At 59.7% G+C, this 26,354-nt stretch carries 21 protein-coding genes; 16 read left to right on the top strand and 5 right to left on the bottom strand.

From position 1 onward, the window contains the following. Positions 1-225: 225 nt before the first annotated feature. From GXP70_RS17375 to GXP70_RS17365, 3 genes are all read left to right on the top strand, one after another. On the top strand, positions 226-1,143 hold the full coding sequence (locus GXP70_RS17375; protein ID WP_162357998.1) for a proline dehydrogenase family protein: 918 nt from the start codon (positions 226-228) through the stop codon (positions 1,141-1,143). Positions 1,144-1,239: 96 nt separating this feature from the next. Beyond that, positions 1,240-2,814 carry an L-glutamate gamma-semialdehyde dehydrogenase gene (pruA, locus tag GXP70_RS17370; protein WP_162357997.1) on the top strand — a complete coding sequence of 525 codons (1,575 nt, stop codon included), beginning with the start codon at positions 1,240-1,242 and terminating at the stop codon, positions 2,812-2,814. Between the two features lie 238 nt (positions 2,815-3,052). After that, positions 3,053-4,456 (top strand): NAD-dependent malic enzyme, encoded by a 1,404-nt coding sequence (locus tag GXP70_RS17365; protein WP_162357996.1) that lies wholly within the window; start codon positions 3,053-3,055, stop codon positions 4,454-4,456. Between the two features lie 185 nt (positions 4,457-4,641). Here the strand turns inward: GXP70_RS17365 and GXP70_RS29585 are convergent, their stop codons facing one another. Then, a complete protein-coding gene (locus GXP70_RS29585) occupies positions 4,642-4,788 on the bottom strand; it encodes a hypothetical protein (protein ID WP_192043364.1) in 147 nt (48 codons plus the stop codon). A gap of 289 nt (positions 4,789-5,077) precedes the next feature. Between GXP70_RS29585 and GXP70_RS17360 the strand changes: the two genes are divergently transcribed. The 13 genes from GXP70_RS17360 (at position 5,078) to GXP70_RS17300 (ending at position 20,610) form a co-directional block, all read left to right on the top strand. Further along, positions 5,078-6,142 (top strand): Gfo/Idh/MocA family protein, encoded by a 1,065-nt coding sequence (locus GXP70_RS17360; RefSeq protein ID WP_162357995.1) that lies wholly within the window; start codon positions 5,078-5,080, stop codon positions 6,140-6,142. Between the two features lie 164 nt (positions 6,143-6,306). After that, positions 6,307-7,413 (top strand): Gfo/Idh/MocA family protein, encoded by a 1,107-nt coding sequence (locus GXP70_RS17355; protein ID WP_162357994.1) that lies wholly within the window; start codon positions 6,307-6,309, stop codon positions 7,411-7,413. Between the two features lie 190 nt (positions 7,414-7,603). Beyond that, entirely contained in the window at positions 7,604-8,407 is an 804-nt protein-coding gene (locus GXP70_RS17350) for a sugar phosphate isomerase/epimerase family protein (RefSeq protein WP_162357993.1), read from the top strand. A gap of 23 nt (positions 8,408-8,430) precedes the next feature. After that, positions 8,431-9,879, top strand: a complete 1,449-nt coding sequence (locus tag GXP70_RS17345; protein WP_162357992.1) for a sulfatase family protein — start codon at positions 8,431-8,433, stop codon at positions 9,877-9,879. Further along, positions 9,872-10,870 carry a Gfo/Idh/MocA family protein gene (locus GXP70_RS17340; RefSeq protein WP_162357991.1) on the top strand — a complete coding sequence of 333 codons (999 nt, stop codon included), beginning with the start codon at positions 9,872-9,874 and terminating at the stop codon, positions 10,868-10,870. Before GXP70_RS17345 ends, GXP70_RS17340 begins: the two co-directional genes overlap by 8 nt. A gap of 31 nt (positions 10,871-10,901) precedes the next feature. Further along, the gene (gene cysC, locus GXP70_RS17335) at positions 10,902-11,462 is read left to right on the top strand and encodes an adenylyl-sulfate kinase (RefSeq protein ID WP_162357990.1); all 561 of its coding nucleotides are present in this window, start codon (positions 10,902-10,904) and stop codon (positions 11,460-11,462) included. A gap of 1 nt (position 11,463) precedes the next feature. Next, the gene (locus GXP70_RS17330; protein WP_162357989.1) at positions 11,464-12,888 is read left to right on the top strand and encodes a sulfatase family protein; all 1,425 of its coding nucleotides are present in this window, start codon (positions 11,464-11,466) and stop codon (positions 12,886-12,888) included. Positions 12,889-12,957: 69 nt separating this feature from the next. Continuing rightward, entirely contained in the window at positions 12,958-13,842 is an 885-nt protein-coding gene (locus tag GXP70_RS17325; RefSeq protein ID WP_162357988.1) for an AraC family transcriptional regulator, read from the top strand. Between the two features lie 19 nt (positions 13,843-13,861). Next, positions 13,862-15,292: a sulfatase family protein gene (locus GXP70_RS17320; RefSeq protein WP_162357987.1), complete on the top strand. Its 1,431-nt coding sequence runs from the start codon at positions 13,862-13,864 to the stop codon at positions 15,290-15,292. 983 nt (positions 15,293-16,275) lie between these two features. Beyond that, the gene (locus GXP70_RS17315) at positions 16,276-16,551 is read left to right on the top strand and encodes a YqkE family protein (protein ID WP_162357986.1); all 276 of its coding nucleotides are present in this window, start codon (positions 16,276-16,278) and stop codon (positions 16,549-16,551) included. 835 nt (positions 16,552-17,386) lie between these two features. Next, positions 17,387-19,225, top strand: coding sequence for a ribosomal protection-like ABC-F family protein (abc-f, locus tag GXP70_RS17310; RefSeq protein ID WP_162357985.1), 1,839 nt, complete (start codon positions 17,387-17,389; stop codon positions 19,223-19,225). Between the two features lie 138 nt (positions 19,226-19,363). Beyond that, the gene (locus GXP70_RS17305; RefSeq protein ID WP_162357984.1) at positions 19,364-20,089 is read left to right on the top strand and encodes an alpha/beta hydrolase family protein; all 726 of its coding nucleotides are present in this window, start codon (positions 19,364-19,366) and stop codon (positions 20,087-20,089) included. Positions 20,090-20,211: 122 nt separating this feature from the next. Beyond that, the gene (locus GXP70_RS17300) at positions 20,212-20,610 is read left to right on the top strand and encodes a GNAT family N-acetyltransferase (protein ID WP_162357983.1); all 399 of its coding nucleotides are present in this window, start codon (positions 20,212-20,214) and stop codon (positions 20,608-20,610) included. A 205-nt stretch (positions 20,611-20,815) separates the two neighbouring features. On the opposite strand, the gene GXP70_RS17295 is transcribed toward GXP70_RS17300, so the two are convergent. The 4 genes from GXP70_RS17295 to GXP70_RS17280 all read right to left on the bottom strand — a co-directional run bounded on the left by GXP70_RS17295 (position 20,816) and on the right by GXP70_RS17280 (position 26,152). Next, a complete protein-coding gene (locus tag GXP70_RS17295; RefSeq protein WP_225442456.1) occupies positions 20,816-21,631 on the bottom strand; it encodes a 3'-5' exonuclease in 816 nt (271 codons plus the stop codon). 321 nt (positions 21,632-21,952) lie between these two features. Next, a complete protein-coding gene (locus GXP70_RS17290; protein ID WP_162357982.1) occupies positions 21,953-24,094 on the bottom strand; it encodes a molybdopterin oxidoreductase family protein in 2,142 nt (713 codons plus the stop codon). Between the two features lie 33 nt (positions 24,095-24,127). Then, the gene (locus tag GXP70_RS17285; protein ID WP_404822260.1) at positions 24,128-25,372 is read right to left on the bottom strand and encodes a nitrate/nitrite transporter; all 1,245 of its coding nucleotides are present in this window, start codon (positions 25,370-25,372) and stop codon (positions 24,128-24,130) included. A gap of 210 nt (positions 25,373-25,582) precedes the next feature. Then, positions 25,583-26,152: an ANTAR domain-containing response regulator gene (locus tag GXP70_RS17280; protein WP_225442455.1), complete on the bottom strand. Its 570-nt coding sequence runs from the start codon at positions 26,150-26,152 to the stop codon at positions 25,583-25,585. Positions 26,153-26,354: the final 202 nt, after the last annotated feature.

The following is a 26,354-nucleotide window of genomic DNA, read 5'->3' as shown; positions in this document are numbered from 1 at the left end:
GGTGAACTGCTTAGGTGAACAGCTCGCGTGAACGGATCAGGTGAAAGGCTCCGACGAACCGCCAGGGAGTAAGGTTCACGCGGCGTTCCGAAGCGCGCTGCGCAACCCGGCCGCCCCCGACCGTCCCCGAACGCCGGGCTCGATCAGGCGCAGAAACGGCATATTCAACGTATCATGCAAGCAGAGGGTTGAACGATAACGTCCCATCCACTGGAGGCATTCGGCATGGATCTGTTATTGAGAAGCTTGTTTCAGGCGCTTGGCAAGAGCCGTACGGCCCATCGGCTGGCGAAGAAATACGGGCTGCGCCTCGGCGCCGCCCGATTCGTCGCCGGCGAATCGGTCCGGCAGGCGATCGAAGCCGTCCGCAAGCTGAACGAGAGCGGACGAATGGCGACGCTCGACCATCTCGGCGAATTCGTCTTCAACGAGGAGGAAGCCGAACAGGCGGCGGACATGTGCATCCGGACGCTAGACGCCATCGCGGAATCCGGCGTGCAGTCGAATTTGTCGCTGAAGATGACGTCGCTCGGTCTCGATATCGACCGCAAGCTGTGCATCGGCAATATGAAGCGGATTTTGGACCGCGCGCGCAAGTACGGCAATTTCGTCCGAATCGACATGGAGGATTACGCGCACTGCCAGGCAACGCTCGACGTCTATCGGGAGCTGCGCCGGCAATACGATAATGTAGGGATCGTGCTGCAAGCCTACTTGTACCGGACGGAGCAGGACGTGAAGGACTTGCATAAGCTGCAAGCCAACCTCCGGCTCGTGAAAGGCGCCTACAAGGAACCGGCGAGCGTAGCGTTCCCGGCGAAGAAGGACGTGGACGATAACCTGGCGCGCATAATTCGGCTTCATCTGACGAACGGCAATTATACGGCCATCGCGAGCCACGACGAGGCGATTATCGATGATGCGAAACGGACCGTGCGGGAACTGAACGTCGACCGGAACGCGTTCGAATTTCAAATGCTGTACGGCATTTGCGACGAGCTGCAGCTGCGGCTCGTGCAGGAAGGGTACCGCGTGCGCGTCTATGTCCCGTACGGGACCGATTGGTTCGGCTATTTCATGCGGCGGCTGGCGGAACGGCCGGCCAACGTGTGGTTCGTGCTGAGAAACCTGCGCGGCAAATAACGACCGAAGCCGTGCGTCGCATGCCATGCACCGATGCATCATGCGTTAGAGCAGCACCTGACCACCCAAGATGCCCATCTGGAGAGGAGAATGGATATGACGGCAACGCCATTCAATGAACCGCAGCCTTATGCCAACGAACCGTTCACGGATTTCAGCCGGCAGGACGAACGCGAGGCGATGGAAGCGGCGATCGCACAGGCCAAGACGAAGCTGGGGCGGACGTATCCGCTGAAGATCGGCGCGCAAATGATCGAGACGGAGCCGAAAATCGCCTCCGTCAATCCGGGCAACGTCAATGAGGTCATCGGCTTCGTCAGCAAGGCGAACCAGGAGCTGGCGGAGCAGGCCATGCAGGCGGCGCTAGCCGCTTTCGAGTCCTGGAAGCGGGTATCGGCGCGCGAGCGGGCGGAATATCTGTTCCAGGCGGCGAAGCTGATGCGCGAGCGCAAGCACGAGTTCTCGGCGCTCATGCTGCTGGAAGCCGGCAAGAACTATGCCGAGGCGGACGCGGATACGGCCGAGGCGATCGATTTTCTCGAGTATTACGGCCGCGAAGCGATCCGGCTGAGCGCGGTGAACGAGACGCAGCCGCTTGTCAAGATTCCGGGGGAGGAGAATCGGCTCTCCTACATCCCGCTCGGCGTCGGCGTCATTATTCCGCCTTGGAATTTCCCGCTCGCGATTTGCGTCGGCATGACGGCCGCCGCGATCGTCTCGGGCAACGCCGTGCTGCTGAAGCCGTCGTCCGCGACGCCGGTCATCGCCTACAAATTCGTCAAGCTCATGCAGGAAGTCGGGCTGCCTGCGGGCGTCATCAACTACGTGCCGGGCAGCGGCGCGGAGATCGGCGACTACTTGACGTCGCATCCGCAGACGCGCTTCGTCAGCTTCACCGGCTCGAAGGAAGTCGGCTTGCGCATCAACAGGCTGGCCGCGGAGACGGCGCCGGGCCAAATCTGGATCAAGCGCGTCATCGCCGAGATGGGCGGCAAGGACGGCATCGTCGTCGACGAGACGGCCGATCTGGATGCTGCGGCGTCGGCGATCGTCGCCTCGGCCTTCGGCTATCAGGGGCAGAAATGCTCGGCGGGCTCCCGCGCGATCATCGTCGAAGCCGTATACGACGAATTGGCGGGGCGCATCGTCGAGCTGACGAAGCAGCTGCAGGTCGGCCTGCCGGAGCACAACTTCGCCGCCGGGCCTGTCATCGACAGCGCCTCTTATGCGCGCATCCTTGACTATATCGACCTCGGGCGCGAGGAAGGCGAGCTGCTCGCCGGCGGTTCGAAAGCGCCGGGGAACGGCTACTATATCCAGCCGACGGTATTCGGCGGCGTGGATGTCAAAGCGCGTCTCATGCAGGAAGAGATTTTCGGACCGGTGCTGGCGCTGGCCAAGGCGAAGGATTGGCGCGAGGCGATCGAGATGTACAACGACACGGAGTTCGGCTTGACGGGCTCGTTCTTCTCGACCGACGAGGACCGGATCGCCGAGGCGCTGGAGACGATGCACTGCGGCAACCTGTACGTGAACCGCAAGTGCACGGGCGCGCTCGTCGGCGCGCAGCCGTTCGGCGGCTTCAATATGTCGGGGACCGATTCCAAAGCCGGCGGGCACGATTATTTGCTGCTGTTCACGCAGGCGAAGGTGACCTCGCGTAAACTATAGTCCCGTGGAGGAAGCAATCGATGCGCCCGCGAGACCCTCGGCCGTTCGGTCGAAGGGTCTCGTTCGCTCCCAAGCGGCACCGCCGCTCCTGCGCATGATAAAGCCTGGCTTTGGCAATGCTGGAAGTGATCAATGTTTATGATTCGCTCGCCGCTGCGCGTGATTCAGGCGGCGTTCCGGCCAAACCGGACTTAAGGATTACGGATCGAGCACCCGCAAGGGAGAAGGAGAGCGTAACATGGCGCAAACGAGCATGATTTTCCGGCTGGAGCTGGATCACACGAAGGTAAGCTTCGGCGACGTTGCGGCGGCGATCAGCCGGGCGGGGGGCGACATTTCCTCCATCGACGTCATACGCCCCGGGCACGATACGTCTACGCGGGACATCACCGTCGATCTGCAGGACAACAAGGAGACGGCCGTCGTCGAATCGCTTCGGGCGCTGGACGGCATCAAGGTCGTCAACGTCTCCGACCGCACGTTCCTCGTTCATCTCGGGGGCAAGATCACCATTCAGCCGACGCTGCCGATCAAGAACCGCGACGACTTGTCCAAGGTGTACACGCCGGGCGTAGCCAAAGTGTGCCGCGCCATCGCGGAGGACGCGAACAAGGCGTACTCGCTCACGATCAAGCGCAACACGGTCGCCGTCGTGACGGACGGGACGGCCGTGCTCGGTCTCGGCGATATCGGGCCGCATGCCGCGGCGCCGGTCATGGAAGGGAAGGCGATGCTGTTCAAGCAGCTGGCCGGCGTCGACGCGTTCCCGATCTGTCTCGACACGAAGGACACGGAAGAGATCATCAAGACGATCAAGACGATCAGCCCGATCTTCGGCGGCATCAATCTGGAGGACATCGGCTCCCCGCGCTGCTTCGAAATCGAGAACCGGCTTGCCGCGGAACTGGACATCCCCGTCTTCCACGACGACCAGCACGGAACGGCCGTCGTTACGATCGCGGGCTTGATCAACGCGCTCAAGGTTGTCGGCAAGCGAATGGAGAATATCCGCGTCGTCGTGAACGGCATCGGAGCGGCGGGCGTGTCCATCTGCAAAATGCTGCTCGGCGCAGGAGTGAAGCGCCTGGTGCCGGTCGACCGGGAAGGAGCGATCGTTCGCGGCGGCACGTATCCCTATCCGATGTGGCAGTGGCTGGCGGAGCAGCCGCAGGTCGAAGCGCAGGCCGGGACGCTAAAAGAACTGATCGCCGATGCCGACGTCTTCATCGGCGTTTCTCGCGCGGGCCTGTTGAATCAGGAGGACGTGAAACGAATGAAGCCGGGCGCGGTCGTGTTCGCCATGGCGAATCCCGAACCCGAGATTACGCCGGAGGAGGCGCTGCCTTACGCGGCGGTGTTCGCGACGGGGCGCAGCGATTACCCGAACCAGATCAACAATGTCCTCGTATTCCCGGGCTTGTTCAGAGGCGCCTTGGATTGCCGCGCCAGACATATCAACGAGCCGATGAAGCTGGCCGCCGCGCGCGCCATCGCCTCCGTCGTCACGGCGGATGAGTTGAACGAGCATTACATCATTCCGAGTATTTTCAACGAGAAGGTCGTGACGTACGTGCGCAAAGCCGTAATCGAAGCGGCCATTCTGACCAATACCGCACGCCGCACGCCGCCGGATTTCAGGTAGTCAGGCGCGATCGCGCATTTCCGATGGAGCCGCGAATGGTCTGCGTGCGATCCGCTATTGAGCTGCGTATGATCGCAAGCCTCCGGCAAGGCATGCGAAAAGCAAGATACACGGAAGGCCGTCAAGCCCGCTTAAGCTGAGCGGAGCTTGACGGCCTTTTTGCGTCGTGCGCGGGAAGCTTCTGCCTAGCCGGTCGACGGGCTGTTCGGCACATGTCCTTTCTGGTTGCGGTTGCGGTCGGTGGAGCCTGCCGCGTCGTTCTCCGCCTGACTGTCCTTCGCCCGCATTCCCTTCATTTTATCCGGAATCGCTTGATTGTCATGCCGTCCCATATCGATCCCTCCTTACGTTCGAATCTTGGCGCGCGGCGCCCTCGCCGCATGCCTGTTTAGGTTGCCCAGCAACGGTGCAGGGACATGCAGGCAATGCCCGAAGCGCCCAAAATGGTCCAAATCGGAGAAATCGTTGTCCAGATCAGCCATGAAACGCATGTTCAGGACCGCTATGATGAGGGTAGAAAGCGTTTACCATTGGATGAAATCGATCATCATCGTCGAAACAGAGCGCAGGCATAGGTTTCATCGACACATTCGAAGTTCAAATACGTGATGGAGGCTGATTATGAACGAAACCATCGGCATAGGGATTCTGGGTTTTGCCCATGGCCATGTGAACGCCTACTGCGAAGATTGGCAGCAGACGGACCGGGGCGTCCGCGTTGTCGCGGGCTGGGACCATGATTCCGCAAGGCTGGCGCAAGCCGTAGAGGCCTACGGCCTGGAAGGTTACGGCGACGCGGAAGCGCTGCTCGCCCGCGAAGACGTGCAAGCCGTCGTCGTCTCTTCGGAAACGTCGCGGCACGCGGAGCTGGTGGAGCTTGCCGCCGCAGCCGGCAAAGCGATCATCCTGCAGAAGCCGCTCGCGCTCAACATGGCCGAAGCGGACCGCATCGTCGGCGCCGTCGCGAAGCATGGCGTGCCGTTCACGCTCGCTTGGCAAATGCGGGTCGATCCGCAGAACGTACAGATGAAAGCGTGGCTGGAGGACGGTACGCTCGGCCAGGTATTCATGGTACGCCGCCGCCACGGCCTGAACGTGGGGCTGAACGCGGATTTCGCGAACAGCTGGCATGTCGATCCGGCCAGCAACCGCGACATCTGGGCGGATGACACCTCGCATCCGGCCGATTTTCTTCACTGGCTGCTCGGCGAGCCCGAGAGCGTGACGGCGGAGATCGCCTCGCTCTACAATCCGCGCATTCCGAACGACAACGGGATCGCGATTTACCGTTACGCGGACGGCCCGATTGCCGAGGTCAGCTGCTCGTTCACGTGCCACGCCATTCAGAATACAACGGAAATCATCGGCGAACGCGGCACGATCGTACAGAACTACGGTGACGCGCCGAGCTGCAACGCGCCGAGGCCGGACGCCGGCGCGGGTCTGCGCCGGTTCGATGCGGCGGCCAATGCATGGGTGGACAGCGACCTCGCATCGCCGTCCGGTCATTACCAACGCATCCGCGGGCTTGCCGAGCCGCTGGCGGCGTTCCTGCGCGGCGAGCGCGGGCCGATCGCGACGGCGGAGGAAGGCAGAACGTCGCTGCGCATGGTGCTGGCCACGTACGTGTCTTCGCGCGAAGGCCGCCGGGTCGCGTTGAACGATCCCGCCGTTAACGACGTGTAGGTTCGATCAACATCGGGATTTTGGGATAGATCAGAATCCTGAACAAGACCAGGCAGGCTCAGGAACAGGCTTAACGTCAGAATCAGGTACGACTTATTAAGGTAGACAGTTATGTTCGGTCTTCATTCTGCAAGGCTCAAATTCATAATCGGGAGTGATAGGAAATGGCAGTTAAAATCGGATTGGTCGGCTTGAACGGAATCGGGAATTTGCATGCCGCTTGTTATCAGGAAGAAGAGCTGGCGGATTTGGTCGCCGTGTGCGACGTCGTGAAGGAACGCGCCGACGCCACCGCGGAGAAGTACGGCGTGAAAGCCTATTACAGCTTGAAAGACATGATCGAGAACGAGCCCGACATTGAAGTCGTCGATATTACGACGGGCGGCATCGATAACGGCAGCTGGCATTTCGAGCCGGCCATGGAAGCGATCGGTTACGGCAAGCACGTGCTCGTCGAGAAGCCGCTCTGCCACGATATCCGCGAGGCGAGAGAGCTCGTCGCGTTCGCGGAGAAGCAGCGCGTCTACCTCGGCTGCAACCTGAACCACTTCTTCACGGAGCCGGCGGAGAAAGCGAAGCAGTACGTCGACAACGGCGACATCGGCGAGCTCGTGTACTGCATGGCCAAGATGGGCTTCAACGGCGGGGTGGACAACTACGGCTTGGCCGGCAGCCCGAAAGTGAAAGGTCATCCGTATTTCCATATGAAGGCGTTCCTGACGCATCCGTTCAGCGTCATCCGCCACTTCTGCGGCGACATTACGCATATCCAAACGTTCTCCGACCGGCCGGGCTTCCGCCGCAGCGCGGGGGATGTCATGGTCTCGATCAACAGCATCCACATGAAATTCGCGAACGGAGGCGTCGGCTACCTGCTTAGCCAGCGCGGCGACGCGGCGTACGGCCTTGGCGGCTGGTGGAGCCTCGAGATGGCCGGTTCGAAGGGCACGTTCTGCATCGAGAACTGCGTCGAGAAGGTATCTTACTGGAAAGCCGAGAAAGGCATTCCGGCCATCAGCCAACAGCCGGAGCCGGTCGTTACCGATTTCGGCACGACGGATTTCAACCGCACGTTCAACAACCGGCTGCACGCGTTCCTGGAGGACGTCTCCAACCGCGTGCCGCTCGATCAATTGCGCGCCAACGGCCGCGATGCGCTGGCCGTGCTGGAATATACGTTCGCGGTCATCGAATCGTACGAAAGCGGCGGCGAGCTCGTTCGTCCGCATCCGCTGCCGCCGCTGCACGGCGACCCGCTGTTCATGAAATAATCAACCGCTGGAGGCGCGTTAGCAAGCCGTTCCGGTAACGGTGCGGTTTGCTTCCGGCCGACATCGGTGCGGCTTCGAATGGCCGATATCAATGCGATCTGGCCATGCTGGGCGGTCTGCCGCCTTAATTCATCCCTATTTCGAGCATCAATCAGCATTCATTTCTTGCCATTACAGGAGGTTATCGTTCATGATTTCATTAGGCGTCAATTCCGTCTTGTTCAAAAACTACGATTTCGCCGAAGCGGCCCGCCTCATCGCGGCTTGCGGTTACGACGGCGTCGAAATATCCGCGATTCAAGGCATGTGCGAGCATCTCGACCTGAGCCGCTGGGAAGAGCAGAAGGACGAATTGCAGCGCATCGTGCAGGAGAACGGCTTGAAGTTCCTGTCCATGGAAGTCGCTTCGCTCAGCGACGAGCGCCTCATTCCGGCATTCAAGGCCGCTGCCGCGATCGGCATTCCGGTCGTCAACGTCGGCCCCGGCGGCAAATCCGGCGTCGAGGAAGACCTCGCGAAGTCCATCTCGGAGCTCGCGCGGCTGTCCGGCATCGCCGCCTCGTACGGCGTCACGCTCTGCGTGAAAGCCCATGTCGGCAACGCGATCTACAATACGCCGACAACGCTGGCCGCGATGGAGCAGATCGCTTCGCCTGCCTTCGGCATCGACATGGATCCGAGCCACGTTCACCGCTCCGGCGAGAACGCCGAAGAAGCGCTGCCGGCCGTTCTGAGCCGCGTGAAGCATGTTCATATCCGCGACTGCAAAGGCCGCGAGCAAGGTCCGGGTCCGATCCAGCTGCAAGCTTGCGGACGCGGCGACATCGATCTGTACGGCTATTGCGCCGCCATGGTGGAAGGCGGTTATGACGGCCCGGTCGTGCTCGAAGTCATCGGCGCGACGCCGGAGCATACGATCGAGCAAGTGACCGCAGTCGCGGCCGAATCCTACGGCTACCTGAACGCCTGCCTCAAAAAATTAGGAGCGCGCTAATCGCCGCCAAGGAGGAACTCCCGATGTCCGCTAAAAAACCGAATCTGATTCTGTTCGGCATCGACAGTCTGCGCCGCGACCATATGAGCGGTTACGGCTACAGCAAGCTGACGACGCCTTATATCGATAAACTTGCTTCCGAGGGCGTGCTGTTCGAGCAGCATTTCAGCCCGAGCATTCCGACGACGCCGGCTTACGCGTCCATGCTTACCGGCATGGACGTGTTCGGCACCGACGTCGTGGCGCTGCGCCACGAAGGCCCGCTCGGCGGCCATGTCAAGACGCTGGCCGAAGTGCTGGAAGAGAACGGCTACAACACGACCTGCGTCGGCTTCACGGGCAACCCGTCGGCGCGCGGCTTCCAGACCTACCTGAACTACGAATCGTGGGTGCCGGACGAGACGACGGGCAGGGCGCCGAAGGCCGAGAACCTGAACGACGTCGCGATTCCGGAGCTGGAGCGCCTTGCGGCCGACGATAAGCCGTTCTTCCTCTTCATGCGCCACATGGACCCGCATTCGCCGTATTTGCCGCCTGCGCCGTTCGAGCGCATGTTCTACGGCAACGACGAGAAGGATCCCGGCAATGCATCGATGGAGCCGGTGTACAACTTCAGGCCGTTCGGTGATTTCCTGAAGTCGTGGATCGGCGAAGACGTCACCGACCAAGAATACGTCAGCGCGCAATACGACGGCGCCGTGGCGTATATGGATATTTGCATGCAGACGATTTTCACGAAGCTGCAGCAGATGGGCATCGAAGAGGAAACGCTGGTCGTCATTACGGCCGACCACGGCGAGACGCTGTACGAGCACGACTGCTTCTTCGACCATCACGGTCTCTACGATTGCACGCTCGTGGTGCCGCTCATCTTCAAATTCCCGGGCCGCGTGCCTGCAGGCAAACGCGTCGAGAGCGTCAGCGTTATCGCCGACATCATGCCGACCGTGCTCGACCTGCTGGACGTCGACACGGGCACGGCCTACGACGGCCGCAACTTGGTGCCGATGATGCAAGGGCGGACCGCTCCGTCGGAAGAGCTGACCGAGCTGTATATCACGGAATGCACGTGGATGCGCAAACACGGCTGGCGGACGCCGGAGTGGAAGCTGATCGTCGCGCTGGAGCCGGATTTCCACGGCAAGCCGGAAGTCGAATTGTACAATTTGATCCGCGATCCGGAGGAGAACGTCAACCTGGCCGAGCAGGAGCCGGAGATGGTCGAATTGCTGCGCGGACGGATGCTGGCTTACATCGCGAAGCGCGAAACGCAGGTGGACCGGACGAATCCGATCTACACGAACACGAACTGGAACGGCCAGAACCGGTACTTCGAATCATCGGAAGACGCCTACAATTCGCTCTACATCGGTTCGATCGTCAACGCCCGTTCGCTGCAGGCGAAAGACAAGGCGAAGGAGCAGGCCGAATCGGCCGAGGAGCAGGAGAAAGAGACGGTCAGCAATGATTAAGGTTGCGGTCGTCGGCGTCAATAATATCGGCAAAATCCATTGCGAGGCCTATCGCCGTCATCCCGATACCGAGCTTGCGGCGGTATGCGACCTGATGCCGGAGCGAGCGGAGGCGGCGGGCCGCCTCCACGGCGTTCCGTCGTATAGCGATCTGCGGGAACTGCTGGCCCGCGAAAGCGTCGATGTCGTGATCGTGGCGACAGCCGGCGTCGAGAAGGGCAGCCATCACTACGAGCCGGCCATGATCGCGCTGGAAGCGGGCAAGGCCGTATTCGTCGAGAAGCCGCTCTCGAACAACATTGACGAAGCGCGCAGGATGGTGGCGTTCGCGCGGGAGCGCAATCTCGTGCTTGCGTGCAACCTCAACCACCGGTTCACGCCGGCGGCTGCCAAAGCGAGAGAGCTGGTCGATGCCGGGAAGCTCGGCACGCTGCTCTTCCTCAATATGCGGCTGACGATCCAGAATCCGCAGGAGGACACGGAATGGCTGCATATGCGCGCGCTGCATCCGCATTCGATCGACGTCATGCGTTATTTCGCGGGCGACATCAAGTGCGTGCAGGCGTTCATGACGAAGGCGCCTGGCCGTTCGTCGTGGTCGACGGCTTCGGTCAACGTGCAGTTCGCTTCGGGCGCGGTCGGCCATTTGACGGGCAGCTACGACATGTCGATGCGCCACCCGATCGAGTTCTGCGAAGTCGCAGGGCACGAAGGGCGGATCATCGTGGACAACGTTTACGAAAGCATGACCTATTATCCGCATCATTCCGATGAGCTGACGGTCGTGCGCAATTCGATTTTCGGCGGAATGAACGGGTTCGACGACACGTTCGGCAGGCGGATCGGCTGTTTCATCGACGAGCTCAAGGCGGGCGTGAAGCCGGAGCGGATCACCGCGTCAGGGGCGGACGCGCTTGCGGCCCAGGAAGTCATCGAGGCTGCGATCCGGTCGCAGCAGCTTGGGGGCGCTCCCGTTACAGTCCCTTCGTAGGGATGCTTCAGGAGAGATGGAGGAGAACATAATGAACAACAGTCATGGCGCGGTACTTTGGTTCACCGGCTTGTCGGGCGCCGGCAAGACGACGACGGCGGAGGCCGTCCTGCAGAAGCTGCGCGAGCGCGGACGCCGCGCGGAGCTGCTCGACGGCGACGAGCTGCGGACCGTCATTTGCAAAGGGCTCGGCTTCAGCATGGAAGACCGGTTCGAGAACGTGCGGCGGATCGCCTATGTCGCCAATCTGCTGTCGCGCAACGGCGTCGACGTGCTGGTCTCGGCGATCAGTCCGTACCGCGCGATGCGGGAATACGCGCAGCAGCAAATCCCGAATTTCGTCGAAATCTATGTCAACTGTCCGCTCCACGTCTGCGAAATGCGGGACGTGAAGGGGCTGTACGCGAAGGCGCGTTCCGGCGAGATCAAGCATTTCACCGGCGTTTCGGACCCCTACGAGGAGCCGCTTCAGCCGAACATCGCGCTGAATACGTCGAGCATGCCGCTGGACGAGAACGTGCAGACGGTGCTGGCTTATCTGGACCAGATGAAGCACCGTTTCCACCATCTGCCGGGAAAGGATGCGATATAGGGTGAAAATCATTCTGATCTCGCTCGATACGCTCCGGGCTTCGCGGATGAGCGGCTACGGCTACGGCAAAAGAACCAGTCCCCATATGGACCGGATCGCGAAGGACGGCGTTCTCTTCGAGCGCGCCTTCGCGGCGGATATTCCGACGGAGGTGGCGCATACGGGCGTCTTCACGGGCAAGATCGGCCTGACGACCGGCGTCATCTCCCACGGTTCCGACTTGACGCAGCTGCCGAAATCGGTGGAGTGGCTGCCGAACCTGCTTCGCACCGCCGGCTTCACGACGGGAGCGGTCGATAACCTGTACCAGCTGAAGGAATGGTTCGCCCGCGGCTTCAATTACTATATCAACACCGTCGGCGGCAATCGCTGGATCGACGGCAGCACGATCAACAAGCTCGCGCTGCCGTGGATCGAACAGCACAAGGACGAATCGTTCTTCCTGTTCCTGCATTACTGGGACGCGCATACGCCGTATTTGCCTCCTGCTTCGTACGTATCGGAATTCTATGACATGTCCAAGGACCCGTACGATCCGGCGAATCGGAGCATGGAGCCCGCCTACAACCATACGGCGTATCCGTTCTTCAAGCATCATCATTACGATCTCGTCGGCCGCGTGACGGATACCGATTATTACGACGCGCTGTACGATGCGGAAATTCGTTATTTGGACGATCGCTTGAAGGAACTCGACGATCATTTAGCGAAGCTAGGTATACAGGAAGAAACGCTCCTCGTGCTGTTCGGCGATCACGGCGAAAGCTTGACCGAGCATGATATCTATTGGGATCATTGCGGTCTCTACGAGCCGACGGTCCATGTGCCGCTCATCATGCGCTGGCCGGGACGGATTCCAGCCGGCAGACGCGTGCCGGGACTCGTGCAGCAGGCGGATCTGCTGCCGACGCTGCTCGAGGCCGTGCGCCGGGAGAAGCCGGCGGGCATCGCCGGGAACAAGCTGGCCGATCCGGCCGGGCTGGACGGCAGCAGCCTGTGGAGCGCGATCGAAGGCGCGGCGGACGGCACGCGCGATACGGTTTACTTGAGCGAATGCGCCTGGCAGGCGGCGCGCGCCATTCGGAACGATCGCTACAAGCTGATCGTCACGTACGATTCCGGTCCATTCCGCAGGCCGCCGCGCGAGCTGTACGATCTGAAGGAGGATCCGCGGGAGACCGTCAACCTGGCCGACGCCAAGCCGGAAATTGCGGACGCGCTGCAGAGCCGGCTGGAGGACTACGTGGCGGCGAAGCTGGACGGCAGACCCGATCCGATGCAGGAGCAGCTGCGGCTCAGGGGATTACCATTCCGCAGACGCATCGAGCAAATCCTGAACGGCGTCGGATTGACGTGGGAGGAATGGGAGCGCAATCCGGACCGTGCCGTATTCGATCTTGCGACCGCCGGCTCGGACGGACATTAACTCCGGTACGGCTTCCATGGAATAAGGTTCATAAATCGCATGTCAGACAGGATTCAGGGGTGGCCGAACATGAGAGAAACGATATTGTCCAGCAACAGCTACATGAAATCGGAGTTTCCGTTCTGGATCACGCGAACGTCGCAAGGCAACATTCAAGAGCACGGCCATGAATTCGTCGAGCTGGTGTACGTCGTTCGCGGGAATGGAACCCATCTGTTCCAGGGCTCGCGCTACGAGCTGCACGCCGGCGACGTGTTCATCATCAATCCGGGCGAAACGCATGCGTACGAAGTGGCTCCTGGCGGGCAGATGGAGATCGTCAACTGCCTGTTCATGCCTTCGTTCATCCCGGATGCGCTGCTGGCCGAGCTGGAGATTACCGATTCCATGGATTATTTCTACGTCCATCCTTTTCTAACCCACGACATGCGGTTCAATCACCATCTGAACTTGAACGGCCAGGAAGCGTCCCACGTGCTGGGGCTGCTGGAAGGGATGATCCGGGAAATCAACGCCCGTTCGACCGGACATAAGACGATCATTCGCCTGCAGCTCATCGAGCTGCTCGTGCTGCTGTCGCGCTATTACACGCTTATGCCGCCGCATCGCGCCCATCCGTCACCACGACAGCTGGACCGCGAGCTGACGGCCAAGCGGATCTATGGCTACCTGGAACGGAATTACGAGAAGAAAATCACGCTGCAATCGTTGTCGCTGCTGTTCAATTCCAGCATCCGGCAGCTGAACCGGCTCATGCGCGAGGAGTACGACCGCAGCGTATTCGAGGTGCTTCACGAGGTGCGCATCGAGCGGGCAAAGCATCTGCTGCTGGAGACGGACGAGAAGGTGATCGTCGTCGCGACGATGGTCGGCTACGAGGATCAGTCGTTCTTCAATCGCTTGTTCGTTCGGCATGTCGGCTGCTCGCCGAGCCAATTCCGTTCAACCGGCTGAAGAAAGGGGAACTTCCACCGTGAATGTCAGGAAACCGAACATCCTGCTGATAACCGCCGATCAGCTGCGTTACGACTGCATCGGCAGCAGCGGCCAATATCCCGTGCATACGCCGAATCTCGACCGGCTTGCGGAACAAAGCACTTTGTTCTCGCAAGCCTATTCCCATATCCCCGTCTGCAGCCCGGCCCGGCAGTCGCTGCTGCACGGCAGACGCCCGGAGACGTTCGGCGCGCTGTGGAATTACAACGCCTTCCTGCCGGTGGGCTGCCTGCAGCCGAACCAATACACGTGGACCAAGCAGCTGGCGGAGAACGGCTACCAGTCGGTGTTCCTCGGCAAATGGGGCGTCAATCCGGAGCAGGATCCGACGGCGTTCGGCTTCGACGCCTACGTCAGCGAAGGCGATTACGCCGCATTCCGGAAGAGCCGGTATCCGGACGTCGTCTATACGAACGGCTTCTTGGGCGAGACGAATCCGATTCCGCTCGAGGATGCGGAGACGCACTGGTTCGCCGGGCGGGCGATCGAGGCGATGGAGCGGATGAACGCGGAAGGCGAGCCTTGGCATATCGCGCTCCATTTCTCGGAGCCGCATTTGCCTTGCCGGCCTGCGGGACGCTTCGCGGAGCTGTACGATCCCGCGGACGTTCCGGAGTGGGAGGGTTTCCGCGAGACGTTCCGGAACAAGCCTTACATCCAGCACCAGCAGCTGCTCAGCTGGGGCATCGAAGCATACGGCTGGGAAGACTGGGCGCCGATCGTGGCCCGGTATTACGGCATAATCAGCCAATTGGACGAGGCGATCGGCAGCGTGCTTGCGGCGCTTGAACGATCCGGCGCGGCGGACAATACCATCGTCGTCTTCACGGCGGACCATGGGGATATGTGCGGCTCGCATCGGATGATGGATAAGCATTACATCCTGTACGACGACGTCGTTCACGTGCCGTTCATGATCCGTCAGCCCGACGGGCGGCAGGCAGGTACGCGTTGCCCGCAATTCGTCTATAATCTCCTGGACTTGGGGCCGACCTTGCTGGAGCTGGCCGGCATTGAAGCCGGGGAGCGCGCGGTGTTCCACGGCCAATCGCTGCTGCCGCTGCTTTCCGGCGGTACGGAGGCCGAAGCGGTAACGGCCGATGCTTGGCGCGATGCCGTCGTCGCTTCGTACAACGGCCAGCAGTTCGGCTTGTTCACGCAGCGCATGATTCGCACGAAAGCGTGGAAGTACGTATGGAATCTGACGGATATGGACGAGCTGTACGATCTGGAACGCGATCCGGCGGAGCTGGACAACGCGATCGGCAGGCCGGATCTGGCCGAGCTGACGGCCGATTTGCGGCTTCGCTTGTACGAGCGGCTGAAGGCGGACGGCGATCCGGCCGTCGGCAACGAATGGACGCGGCGACAGCTGCTCACGGGGGCGATCAGCGCATCGCGGAAGTGAATGGGTTATGCGGGGCGGCATGCCGCAGCGCGGTACTGGGCACTCTCCTAGCGTTGCGCACGAGAACTACCAAAGGCAGTATCGCCTGGTCGATCGATCAAGGGTAGAGTGTCGAGCAAGTCTAAGAGGACTTCTCGGCACTTTCATTATTTAAATAGGTTTCGTCTCATCGGAGAGCGTTTCGATTGAAACGAACGGAGGGACAACATCAAGTTCGGTTACTCGAAGCCTTTATAATTGACGGCGCCATTAAACCTGGTCTGGTCAAAAAACAAGGTTTTTTAACGGTTGTTGACTAACACTGGGCTAGCTCCAACATTGCATGCGTGTACAAGAATTATAGCCGCCGTCATGCAAGAATCCTGCCTCGCAGGAGGCGAACCGCCCTGAAAAGCTGCCGTCAGGCAGGAATTCGGCGCCGCAGGAGGCGAACCACCTGGAAAAGCTGCCGTTAGGCAGGAATTCGGCCTCGCAAGCGGCGACCAGCCCGGAAATGTTGCCGTCCCGGCAGGAATTAGGTCTCGCAATCGGCGACCAGTCCGGAAATGTTGCCATCACGGCAGGAATTCGGCCTTGCAATCGGCAACCAGCCCTGAAAAGTTGCCGTCCCGGCAGGAATTTGGTCTCGCAATCGGCGACCAGCCCGGAAAAGTTGCCGTCACGGCAGAAATTCGGCCTCGCAATCGGCAACCAGCCCGGAAAAGTTGCCGTCACGGCAGAAATTCGGCCTCGCAATTGGCGACCAGCCCGGAAATGCTGCCGTCACGGCAGGAATTCGGTCTCTCGCACAGCGACCAGCCCGGAAATGCTGTCGCCGCCATACAAATTCGGCGCCGCAGGAGGCGAATCGCCCGAATACTCTCGCCCGTCAAAGACCGACGCAATGCGAGAAGCGCGCCGAATTCGCCGGCTGACCGCAACTGCCGCTTGGCATGCCGCCGCCGGCCTTGCTATAATGATGACATTCCAATCGAGGTGATCGTATGGCGAAGAAAGATCGACAGCGCGCGGCAGCGGCCCAGACGAACGCGCAGCCGAAGGAAGAGAAGGCGGCGACGCTGAAGGACTTGCTGCGGCCGGATGTACTGGATAAGCTGAAGGCGACGGCGCAGGATTTGAAGTCCGCGGAAGAGAAGCGCAGAGAGGATCTTCGGCAGCAGCAGGAAGAAGCCCGGAAAGCGGAACAGAAGCGGCTGGATAACGACTTCGAATATTTGCTGAACAACAGTAAGATGGATTGGCGTTCGAACAAAGGCTGACCGGACGTTCTCCGGCGAAACCCCTTGCCTGCTCCAGCAGGCAAGGGGTTTTTGCATGGAATTAATCGCCTCGCGCGCAAAACGTCCAAGCAATCGAACTGCGGTGGCATACGCTACTACCTGATCGTTATGCCATCATGATTACTGGATCCGAAAACTTCCCAGATTGCCAGCTGCGCAACTCGATTGCAATATCGATCTTGGTCGTCGGTACCCCGAACCTGGCCGCGCAGCAAAACTTGTCGTCGGGCACGGCAGGGCTGACGCGCGTGGAATTCGCCGGTGTCTACGGGGTACTCCGACCAATTTCGGGCAAGGTATTGCCAAACGGCTATTGGATCATGTTATAATGGTCGCAACTTAACCGTATCGGAGGTATCCAATTAGACATCATGTGGACTTAATTCCCTGTCGATCATGATTTTCGAATAATGACGAACAGAGATGCTTTGCCTGTGCGCGAAGCGGAATGGGTTACGTGTGTCTAATGGGAGATACTCCCGCTGTCATCCGGCGCGATATCGGCGTCCGCTTGAATTCGACTTGCCGAAGAGGCGCGATTCGCGGAAGGCCGATTTCTTGAACGCGCGGAACCGGCATGAGGACGGCTTCTGCCGTTTCCAGCTAGCGGAGACAGTGCTATTCACGTCTATCCGATTTCGTTTGCTGCGAGCCGCGGGCACTGCCTGCGGCTTTTTTGTGTTGCAAGGGCAGCGACGCCGAGCGGACCGGAACTTCCCGGCCGCCTCTCGTCAAGCCGGCAGCGCTCTGTGCGGAGTTCGATTATCATCGCCCTTGTCAGTTATTCAACTACAAATCGGAGTGGTGATCGGATATGACATTACTGACCCTACGCAATCTCAGCAAACAATTCGGCGAGCAGGCCGTCCTGCGGAAAGTCGACGCGGATATCGCGGCAGGCGAGCGGATCGGGCTCGTCGGGATGAACGGCGCGGGCAAGACGACGCTGGCCAATCTGATCTTCGGCGCCATGCAGCCGGACGGAGGGACGCTCGCTTACCATGCGGCAGGCCTGCGGATCGGGTATTTGCGCCAATCGACCTCGTATACGGTGCATTCGTTGAGCGCCATGCCGGAGCTGGAGGACGAGACGGAAGGAAGCCGGCGTTTCCTGGAAATATCGAGCCATCTCGGCTTGCGGAACGTGAAGGGATGGGAGGAGGCAAGGTTCTCCGGCTTAAGCGGCGGCGAGAAGACAAAGCTGGCCATCGCGCATATATGGGCGTCCAAACCGGATATTCTGCTGCTCGACGAACCGACGAACCATCTGGATTTTCAAGGCGTCGACTGGCTGATCGGGGAGCTTCGGTCGTTCGGCGGCACGACGATCGTCATTTCGCACGACCGCTACTTCCTGGACGCGGCGGTCGACAGAATCATCGAGCTGCAAGACGGCGAATCGGTCGATTATGCCGGCAATTACACGTACTATCGCGAGGAGAAGGAGCGCCGCTTCGCCACCCAGCTGCACCGGTTCGAAGAGCGGCAGAAATACGAGCGGAAGATCGAGGCCGAGATCAACCGGCTCAAGAACTGGTCGGCCAAGGCGCACCGCGAGGCCGGCAAGACGGGCAAAATGGCGGAAATGCGCGGAGTGAAGGAGTTTTACCGCAGCAAAGCCAAGAACATGGATAAACAGATCAAATCGCGTATCCACCGGCTGGAGAAAATCGAGCTCGAGGGCGTAAAGAAGCCGAAGGAAGAGGCGAAGGTAACGTTCGGCTGGGACAGTCCCGGCAAACGCGGCCGGCGGATCGTCGAAGCGTCCCGTATCGGCAAAAGCTTCGGCGAACGGACGCTGTTCCGCGACAGCTCCTTCTACTTGCAGCGCGGCGAGAAGATCGGGCTGATCGGACCGAACGGCGCGGGCAAAACGACGCTGATCGAGATGATCACCGGACGCCAGCCGGTAGAGGCCGGCGATCTGTGGATCAGTCCGACGGCGCGAATCGCGTATCTGACGCAGGACGTGACCGATCTGGAAGGCAGCCGCACGGTGCTTGAACGATTGCGGGACGCGTATGCGATGCGGGACGACGTCGGCCACGCGCGAACGCTGCTGGCGAACATGGGCTTCGACGAAGCGATGCTCGGCAAGCCGATCGGGCAGCTCAGCCTGGGCGAACGGACGCGCATCAAGCTGGCGGAGCTCATCTTGCAGGAGCAGGACGTGCTCATTCTCGACGAGCCGACCAACCACCTGGACCTGGCAAGCCGCGAACAGCTGGAGCAGACGCTGGCATCGTACGGCGGCACGCTGATTATCGTCTCGCACGACCGGTATTTGATCGAGAAGCTTTGCAATAAGCTGCTGGTCGTCGGGGATGGCGCGATACGGCGATGGGAGAGCGGGTTCCGCGACTATATCGAACATCGGGAGCGGCAAGAGCGCGACGAGCGGGAAGAGGCGCCCGCCGATGCGAAAGCAGACGTGAGCGGCGAGGAAGGCGATCCCGCGGAAACGGCGCAGCCGAAGGCCAGCAAACGCCAGCTGAAACAGCAGCGAGAGGAAGAGCTGATGCTCGTCACGACGCGCATCGCCCTGCTGCTTGGCGAAATCAGCACGTTGAAGCCGACGGACAGCCAATACGCCGCATTGGATATGGAGCTGCGCGAGCAATTGGCGAAGAAGAAGGCGCTGAACGTCTTGTGAAAATCTGAAACGCGGACGGCTGGCGGCGAATACGATGGAGTAACCGTTTGCAGCGTGAATGGCACCGTATTCAATGCGCATACTAGGTGCACGGCGCCAAGCATACGCTTCGGCAAGACGACAGGGCGGTGATTCAACGTGCAGCCACAGACAGACGTTACTTTCGGATGGGATATTTATTTGCTTGCGGGCGTCGGTTCATCCAGAACGATTTTCTTGGAATGCATGAACGATTTACAGCGCAGGTTCGAGCAGTCCGGCATGATTTCGCGCATTCGCGCCCTGTATCCGTACGGCGATCATACGCGCAACTTATACGCGCAGCTGCTCATGGTGCGGAAGGATCTGTACCGTCTGCGCAAAGCGGTGCAGTCGGGCGCGAAAGCGGCGGTCGAACAAATCCGGAACCTGTCCGCCGGCCGGCCCGTCCTGCTCATCGGCCATAGCGGAGGCGGCGTGGCGGCTTATCAGGCTGCGGTCATGCTGGGCCAGGAAGGGATCGTCCCGGATTGGCGCGTCGTGCAGATCGGCTCGCCTAAGCTGCCGATCCGCGAGGAGCACGCCGATAAAGTGCATTATATCGTTTCGGTGGACGGCAAAGGGTTTTGCGCGGATTACATTACGCGTCTCGGCAGCTGGGGCGGCATCAGCCGAAACCGATGGGGCGTCCCGTTCTGGAACCGGATGAAATTTGCGCCGAAGCATATTATTCCGGTTCAGACCATCGGCGGCCATCAGCACTATTTTCGCAAAGAGGAACCTTTCGTGCATCCGGAGCGCGGCTCGAACCTCGGGCTCGTCACCGACACGATCTGGAACCGCGTGGCAAGCCATTTGGAATCCGCGGCTTCGAGCCTGTTCTAGCCTTTCTAATCTTGACGCGGACTAGAGCGGTCTACTGGAAATCCTCGGAATTGGTACTTTCCGTTAGGCCATGCCATCGGCTATGATAAGTGAAACCAACTTATCCTACGAGGTGTGAAATCATGGCTATCTTGTACCGAATCAATTGTCCGCTTCAAGCCGCCGACGTCGCGGATGTGTTCCGAAGCGCGGGGATGAGGCGTCCCGTCGACGACCTTGACCGCATTGGCCGCATGATCGAGCATGCCGATATTACCGTGACCGCCTGGGACGAGGACCGATTAGTCGGCATCGCCCGCGCCATTACGGATTACGCGTACTGCTGCTATTTGTCGGACCTGGCGGTTTGCAAGGAATATCAATCGTCCGGCATCGGGACGGCGCTTGTGAATCGGCTGCGGGAACAGCTGGGCGAAGAAGTGACGCTGCTGCTGCTTTCGGCGCCGGGCGCGATGGAGTATTATCCGCGCATCGGCTTTGAACGGGTGGAGAATGCGTTCCTGATTCATCGAGTCAGATGATCCTGTGCGGGACGGATGCTTACAAATCAGCATAAATAGCGTAACGCAAACTAAACCCGCCGTTGGAGTCGTAGGCGGGTTTAGTTGCGTTGCTGCCGAAAAACCTAGCGGTTCACGACAGCTGCAAAGGGCTGCATATCCAAGCGTCGTTCATTCGAAGCCATTCATTCGATGTCGTGCATTCGATGTCGTGCATTCGATGTCGTTAACTCGACGGATCGGTCGCGTGTTCGGGCGCCGGCGCCGCTGGGCGCGGTTTGCTCGGCGACTTGGCCATCTCGGCGTCGAAGTATGCTTCGAGCTCGGCCATTTTGCGTTCGTCGTCGGTGGCGATTTTGCCGGTCAGCACATGCTCCACGATAAGCGGCCACGTCGGCTTCACTTTCTGGGCGGCGATGATGCGGATGGCGTTCTTCACGAGCTTGCGTTCCTTGGCGTTGGAGTACACGTCGACGTATTGCTGGATCCGGCCGAAATCGAGCTTGTCGAACACGGCGCGGAAGATATCCGCGGTCATGCGCGCGTCATCGAGCGCCCGGTGCGCCTGATTGTCCTCGGCCGTAATGCCGAGATCCGCCAGCGCGTTCTCTACGCTGACATCGTTGGTGACGCCTTTATACCGGATGTAGCCTTTCAGCAGATCGTAGTAATGGACGCCGAGCCAATACGCGTCGTCAAGACCGTGCATCCGCGTGTCGAACACGATGCGCTTCATGTCCTCTCCGCCCCACGTAATGATCAGGAATTGCTCGCTTGGGCCAAGCCAGCTCAAGAAGTCGCCGATGACCTTCGGGAACCCGTCCGCGGCATCGATGCCCTCCTGGGGAATGCCCGTTTTCTTCTGAATGAAATCGTTCAGCTTGGCAAAATAAACCGGTTTGACCAGCGCCGTAAACCGGCCGGTCTGCCGAAGCTCCGCATCCAGCCGGACCGCGCCGATTTCAATGACCTCCATCGGCAGGTCGCTGGCGAATTTTCTTCCGTTGAATTCAATATCGAGTACGATGTAGTCCAATTCCATATCCTCCGCTCTCCAGATGCTGCATTCCATTCTAACAGAAGGGTGGGGCTCTTGGCTAATCATGCGGTAAAATCATTGAATTTGTCGCCGCCCATGCTTTCTCTGGCGGCCAAAGCCGCATGTTTTATGGAGCAAGGGGTCAGGGCTTCATTCGCTTGAGACGTCTGATGTACGATGCAGACGTACAAAAAGAATGGTACGTATCGTACACTCCCTATAGGGTGTACCAATACGCACCATTCGACGCGGCCATTATGGATCCGCTGCCATAGGCGGAAGCAGCCGCACAGTTTCGGCAGAGCGGGCTCATTTCTTCCGAGCTTATGCTTCTTGACCGACGCGCTCCAGCCGGACCGCGCATACTTTGAACTCCGGCATCCGGCTGATTGGACTTAACGCATCGTTCGTCAACAGATTGATGGAATGCTCGCCGCCCCAATGGAAGGGGACGAACACGCTTGTGGGGTGGATATCGGCCGTCACCTTCACGTCGAAGACGAGCGAGCCTCTTCGCGTAGTCAGCCGCAGGCGGTCCCCCGGACGAAGCAGGATCCGTTCGGCCGCATGCGGGTGAATCTCGGCTACCGGGACAGCCGCTTTCTTCAGTAAAGCCGCTGTCCTTCTAGTTTGCGCGCCGCTTAAGTAATGGTTGCCCAGCCGCCCCGTTGTCAAGATGAACGGATAATCGCGGTCCGTCGTCTCCGCGGGCTCCATCGGCGTAATGGGATGCAGCTTGGCGCGTCCGTCAGCGTGCAGGAATGCGCCGTTCTCGAACATGCGCGGCGTACCGGGATGGTCTGGCGACGGGCATGGCCAGAACAGACCCTTCTCCTCCTTCAGCCTCGTATAAGACATGCCGCCGTAATCGGCGATTCCGCCGGCCGAAGCAAGGCGCAGCTCGTCGAAGATGGCCTCTGGCGAAGCGTACGCGGCGTACCGTCCTCTACCGAGCTTCTCGGCCAGCATGCCAATGATTTTATAATCCTCAAGCGCCTCGCCCGGCGTCTCGAACGCTTTCGGACGATGGAAGACGCGGCCTTCCAGATTAGTCAGCGTTCCTTCGGCTTCGAGGAAAGAGGAGGACGGCAGCAGCCAGTGCGCATAGTCGGCTGTTTCCGTTGCGAACATATCGATGATGACGAGCAATTCGAGCTTCTGCAGCGCTTCGGCTACGCGAGCGCTATTCGGACTGGAGACGAGCGGATTGGAGCCGAGCACGATCATCGCTTTGATCTCGCCGTCAAGTATTTTGCCATATAGCTCATAGGCCGAGACGCCTTTGCCGGGCAGTTCGTCCGGGTCGATGCCCCACACGGATGCGACATGACGCCGCGCGGCCGGATCTTCGATCAATCGGTAACCGGGCAGCTGATCGGCTTTCTGCCCATGCTCGCGGCCGCCTTGACCGTTCGCTTGGCCGGTAATCGGACCAAATCCGCAGCCGGGCCTGCCGATCTTGCCGGTGACAAGGCAGAGGTTGATATAGCTGAGCGTATGTTCAACCCCGTTCACTTGCTGCTCCAGACCGCGCGCCGTGAAGATCAAGCCGGTCTCAGCCTGAGCAAAGCCGCGAGCCACGGTGCGAATAACTTCCTTCGGTATGCCGGTATAATGCGAGACGTTATCCGGCGAGAAGGCGCGCACCGCCTCGCGGACATCTGCGAATCCGCTCGTATGCGCCTCGACATACCGCGAGTCATGCAAGCCTTCCTCAAGGATGACATGCATCAGCCCGCTCGCGAAGACGGAGTCGAAGCCGGGCTGCAAGTTAATATGGATATCCGCGATCTTGGAGGTCATCGTTCGGCGAGGATCGATGGTCACGATGATGGCGCCTTGCTTCTTCGCTTCGAGCAAGTAAGGGACCATCGTCGGCTGGCATTCGGCAATGTTGGTGCCTGCCAGAATGACGTACTTCGCCTTCGGAATCTCGTCGAGCGCTGCGTTCAAGCCCCGATCCGCGCCAAAAGCGCGCAGCTGTGCAGCGGCTGCCGAAGACATGCAGTACCGCCCGTTGTAATCGATATGCTTGGTGCGCAGCGCGGCGCGGGCGAATTTGCCGAGCAAATAACAAACCTCGTTCGTTAGCGACCCGCCGCCGAACACGGATACCGCATCGTTCCCGTATTGCTGCTGAATCGCCTTCATGCGGGCCGCGATATCATCCAGTGCATGATCCCAGCTCGCCGATTGCCACGAAGCGCGCGCATGCTCATCGGGAGCAACGCGCCGCATCGGCGAAAGCAGACGGTCCGGGTGGACGACATGACCGAGCGCATTCAGTCCTTTCTGGCATAACCGGCCGGTTGCGACCGGGAAGAGCTGGCTCGGCTTTATTTCCCAACCGATCTCATTATCGGCGCGGATGAGATCCATCCCGCACTGCATGCTGCAATAGCAGCAGTGCGAGTATAGCCGATCTGCCTGCGAAGAGGCAGCGGCAGCGAGCGGCGGCAGCGCCATCGTAATTCCCCCTTTATGCTTACGGCGAGCTATCTATGACGCAATTGTCGATCCTCCGGCATCTGCATGAGCAGCTTTGCGCCCCACGGAGAACCATGTCCGCTTCCATGTCCCTTGCGCAGCCGCGATGAGCCCGATGCATACCAGCGCGCCCCCGCTCAGAATCAGAAAGCCCGGCGTGTACGAGCCGGTCGACAGCTTCAAGCTGCCCAGCACGTTCGGCAGGAAGTAACCGCCTAAGCCGCCGGCAGCGCCGACGATGCCGGTGACGATGCCGAGCTCGTTCTTAAAGCGCTGCGGCACAAGCTGGAAGACGGAACCGTTACCCATGCCGAGCGCCATCATTCCAATGAACAGCAGCGGAAGAATGAGATAGAGCGGAGGAAGGGAAGCGATGCAGGCCATCATCAGCGCAGCCGCGCCATAAAGCGCGAACAGCATGCGGATGCCGCCGAACTTATCCGCCAGCCAGCCCCCGACCGGGCGGAAGAAGCTGCCGGCGATCACGCAGACGGTCGTAAAATCAGCCGCGTGCACGGGGCTCAATCCATACTGCGTATTGAAGAAAATCGTAAGATAGCCCGACATGCCGACGAATCCGCCGAAGGTGACGCCGTATAAAAGGCAGAACATCCACGTATCGCGTTGCTTCAGCACCGCGCCGTAGTCGGAGAGCTTGCGCGGCGCCGGCTGATTCGGGCTGTCCTTGGCGAAGAGGGTGAACGCGACGAACGCCGCCGCGATCGGGATCAGCGCGAGACCGAAGACGACGTGCCAGGATCCGAAATGCTCCGCAATCCGATTGGCGAATAGCGTGGCGAACACGGTTCCGCTGTTCCCGGCGCCGGCGATGCCCATCGCAAGGCCTTGATAGTGCGGCGGATACCAGCGGCTCGCGAGCGGCAGCGCCGCGGCGAACGAAGCGCCGGCAATGCCGAGCAGCAGCGCGACGATGTACAGCTCGCTAAGCGAATCGGCGAGCTTCCAGCCCCAGACGAGGGGGATGACCGTTAGCAGCATCCCGATTTGTCCGGTGCGTTTCGGCCCGATGACATCCGTCATGTAGCCGAGCCCAAGCCGTAGAATAGAACCTCCGAGTACCGGGAGCGCGACCAGGTTCGCCTTTTGCGCAGCGTCCATCTGGTAATCGTTCATAATAATGACGGACAGCGGTCCGAGCAGCACCCAAATCATGAAGCTCGTGTCAAAGTACAGAAATGCGCTTGCAAGCGTAGGGGTATGCCCGCTCTTCAAAAAGCTCTCTCGATTCAGCGTCATAAACAGTCAAGCTCCTCTCCAAATCGTAAGATTAAGAACATAAAAAGGCCGCACTGCAGTCGTCATACCTGCAATACGGCCTCATCGCCACTGGCAGCACGCCTTTGTGCATGCCGACTATTTCATGATCAAGACTCACATCTTTGTGAGCTTAGTTGCATTATATGCACGCTAAAATCTTGATGTCAATATAGCTAACATAATATTTTGCTAGCCATGGATCAACTGATACACCTTAACGATCGAAGCGGCAATATCGCCGATCCGTTTCCGTTCATTCATCGCCTGCTTGCGCAGAAAATCATACGCTTCGGCTTCGGATATGCCCTTGACCTCACATAGGACGGCCTTCGCTTGGTCAATCCACTTCCGTTCCTCGAGTCGCATAAGCAGCTGCTCGCGCTCTTCCAACCAATGCTTGCGCTGCTGAAAGATGCGAAGGCCCCATTGCAGGGCGAGCTTCATTTCATGCACCGTCATAGAAGGAAATATGACGCCGTCCGGCGCATAGCCCCAGTCCGCCTGCTGATGCGCGGCCTCCTCCGAACATAGCCAGTAGACGGGCAGCCGTCTCATGCCTATGATCGCTGTCTGCCAATCGACCAGATCGGCATGCGGGACGTGCAGGACGACGGCATCCGCCGTGTGAATATGACGCTGGATTTCGCTGGTTGCTGCTGCTCGGTACAGCTTATGGCAGCTTTGCTGAAGAGGATGGGGAGACGGGATGGCGCGCGTTCCCGGTTCGATAAGAAGAATGGTTGTCGGAATAACAATCACCTCGCGAAGATGGCATTCATGCCAGACATTTAGATGTACAGTGGAATTATGTAATCTAATATAACATCAAATGCAGGTTTAGTCGATGAGTAAATGGGTGATATCTTGTGAATCGAATCGGTTTGTCCTTTTATAGATTTCATGTGTTAACTTTATTGACATATCGTTCTCTGGCAGCTATACTAAACCCAAGAATACGAAT

The sequence above is a fragment of the Paenibacillus lycopersici genome (genome assembly GCF_010119935.1).
In the GTDB taxonomy this organism is placed as follows: Bacteria; Bacillota; Bacilli; order Paenibacillales; family Paenibacillaceae; genus Paenibacillus_Z; species Paenibacillus_Z lycopersici.
This window is presented reverse-complemented; position numbering and strand designations above follow the sequence as displayed.